At 34.3% G+C, this 2,738-nt stretch carries 4 protein-coding genes; 3 read left to right on the forward strand and 1 reads right to left on the reverse strand.

The features are described 5' to 3' along the window. Window positions 1-268 (forward strand): sortase B protein-sorting domain-containing protein (locus tag BM120_RS10555; RefSeq protein WP_177187432.1); only part of this gene is annotated, 268 nt, incomplete at its 5' end. 237 nt (window positions 269-505) lie between these two features. Here the strand turns inward: BM120_RS10555 and BM120_RS10560 are convergent. After that, complete coding sequence (locus tag BM120_RS10560; RefSeq protein ID WP_091995823.1) at window positions 506-1,357, reverse strand: AraC family transcriptional regulator; 852 nt, start codon at window positions 1,355-1,357, stop codon at window positions 506-508. 114 nt (window positions 1,358-1,471) lie between these two features. Between BM120_RS10560 and BM120_RS10565 the strand changes: the two genes are divergently transcribed. Both BM120_RS10565 and BM120_RS10570 read left to right on the forward strand, forming a co-directional pair. Continuing rightward, the gene (locus BM120_RS10565) at window positions 1,472-2,143 is read left to right on the forward strand and encodes a peroxiredoxin (protein ID WP_091995825.1); all 672 of its coding nucleotides are present in this window, start codon (window positions 1,472-1,474) and stop codon (window positions 2,141-2,143) included. 287 nt (window positions 2,144-2,430) lie between these two features. Continuing rightward, a complete protein-coding gene (locus BM120_RS10570; RefSeq protein WP_091994324.1) occupies window positions 2,431-2,658 on the forward strand; it encodes a hypothetical protein in 228 nt (75 codons plus the stop codon). Window positions 2,659-2,738 lie beyond the last annotated feature (80 nt).

Consider the following 2,738-nt stretch of genomic DNA (forward strand, 5'->3'; position numbering starts at 1 on the left):
CGGAGCAAGTACAACTAAAAAAGCAACAGTTACTGTAATAGAAAAGGATAAGCCGAAACCAAATCCTGATGACAATAAACCGAAACCAAATCCTGACGACAATAAACCGAAACCAAATCCTGACAATAATAAACCACAAGCACCAGATAATAAGACATTGCCAAAGACAGGAGACGGATCTGATTTGTCATTGTACGCTATGTTGGCTGGATTATCAGGATTGATGCTTATTGCTGTGGGAGTTAGAGAAAGAAGAAAGAAACTTTAGTAAATTCTGCATGTTTTACAAAGAATATGAGAATGAAAAAGAACAACGAAGAAAAAGGGAGTTTGTGGTTTGTTATAACTGTTTTTATTATAGGAGCTATAGTTATAACTTCTATACCAACGATTATTAAAACAATACAAAATATTTTCTTTTAGCTTAAATAATGTAAAGGGCAGTGAATTGAATCGACTGCCCTTTCATGTTTTGAATTAAATTACTAAATTATCCCGTAAAACATTAATCACTGCATATCCCATTACGGTACTTAAATGGTGTTGTTCCGTATTCACGCAGAAATAGACGGTTGAAATAGCTCTGATCTGAAAAACCACAGCGTTGTGCTATATCAGCTATAGAATGGTCGGTACTGCGTAGTAGGTTCAATGAGATTTCAAGCCGATGACGATTTAGGTATGAAATCGGAGAAAGTCCTGTGTATTTCTTAAATAGCTTAGAGGCTTGGCTTTTACTGACATTGCCTGATTGTGCAATGGTTTCTAACGTCAAACTTTCTGAAAAATGTGCATAGATATATTCTGCCATTTTTTGCTGAATCAAGACATTGTTATCGAGGTAATCGTGGACATCTTTCTTAGCGTATGCAATATATAGATATCTTCCGATACGGAATATCGAAGATAGTATATCCAGTTCATAGCCACAATCTTTTTCTTGTAGTGATTTTTCTATTGCAAGAATATCTTCCTTTATTTTTGCTGCACATGAGTCTTTCCCGGTAAAATGTATGTGAGAAAAGGAAGAATCCTCCAGCATCGAACGAAAGAATTTATCATATATTTGAGGATTTTCCATAAGTAGTTTCGTTCCGATGATAAGGACATTATGGCTTTCATGAATATCGGTGGTATGAATGCGATGTAACTGTTTACGGTTAATGAAGCAAACATCTCCGGATAATAATTCGAATTCTGCATTTCCTGTTTTACAAAGAATTGATCCTTTTATGACAACGATAATTTCAAGTTCATCATGCCAATGAGAAATTTCGCTATGTGTTGAACGCTTTGATATACTTTCAGTGCAGTAATATACCGGCAAAAGTGAATTTTCAAAAACAATAGTATCCATACAATATTCTCCTATTTTTATAGCGATTTGTTCAATATTTTGTTGTATTTGTGTTATATTATATCATTAAAGCAAACAAAAAATCAATTTGCTTTTAGGAAAGGAGTTTGAATTATGGAAGAAATCAGAAATACTATGCCGTTAATTGGAGAAGATGCCCCTGCTTTTGAGGCTGTTACAACACAAGGAACGATTCGTTTTCCTGAAGATTATAAAGGGAAATGGGTCATTTTATTTTCACACCCGGCAGACTTTACACCTGTGTGTACAACAGAGTTTATGACATTTGGCTCTATGATTGATGAATTCAAGGAGTTAAACACAGAGTTGATCGGTTTATCCGTTGATTCTCTTTATGCACATATTGCTTGGTTACGTAAGATTCAGGAGTTGGAGTGGAACGGGAAAAAGGACATACAAGTTACTTTCCCTCTGATCGAAGATATTCGTATGGAAGTAGCAAATAAGTACGGTATGATTCAACCTGGAGCATCTAATACTCAAGCAGTGCGTGCAGTCTTTGTGATTGATCCGAACGGAAAGATTCGTACGATTCTTTATTATCCGCTTACAACAGGTAGAAACTTTGATGAAATCAAACGTATTATTTTGGCATTGCAGAAAGCTGATGAAGAAAGCTGTGCCACTCCAGCAGATTGGAGACCGGGAGATGATGTTATTGTTCCGACAGCTGGAAGCTGCGGTACTGCAAAAGAACGAATGGATAATCAAACAGATAAGCAATATTGCCTTGACTGGTTTATGTGCTTCCGTAAAGAAAAGTAATAAACAAATGGGACTGGCTAAATATAAAATGACTTTGTCCTAAGTAGAGAAATAAAAAATATAAATTTTTTCTGTCCGTAGATTATCTATGGACAGTTTTTATGAGGAGTGTATATCTTTTGCTTTTACAGATGTTAATATCTGAATCTTTCTTTTGAAGAGATGTTATTAGAATTTGTACTATTCAAAGGCAAAAAACAGCAATAAGTGTCAAATGCATTTTATTGCATTTTCACTTAAATTATAGTATAATATTTATGAAAAATTTTCAAAAGGGTTGACATACGATGGAAGGTAAGAACATAATAATTAGACAGACAGACAGACAGACAGACAGACAGACAGACAGACAGACAGACAGACAGACAGACAGACAGACAGATGAATTAACTATCTGTAAATTAAAATATAATAGTTTAAAAAGCGAACAAAAAACACGTTCTGATACATTTAGTACGTGTTGTTTTTGTTCGCTTTTTTTGTTGCGTGTAGAAAGAAGGTGTCTGACAATGTAAAATTACATACTTTATTGCAGACATTTTCAAAAATTTTTATTGATTAGCGGATTTAGATTTTGACAAATAAGAGAAAAGAT

This window comes from Peptostreptococcus sp. D1, assembly GCF_900112955.1.
GTDB lineage: Bacteria > Bacillota > Clostridia > Peptostreptococcales > Peptostreptococcaceae > Peptostreptococcus.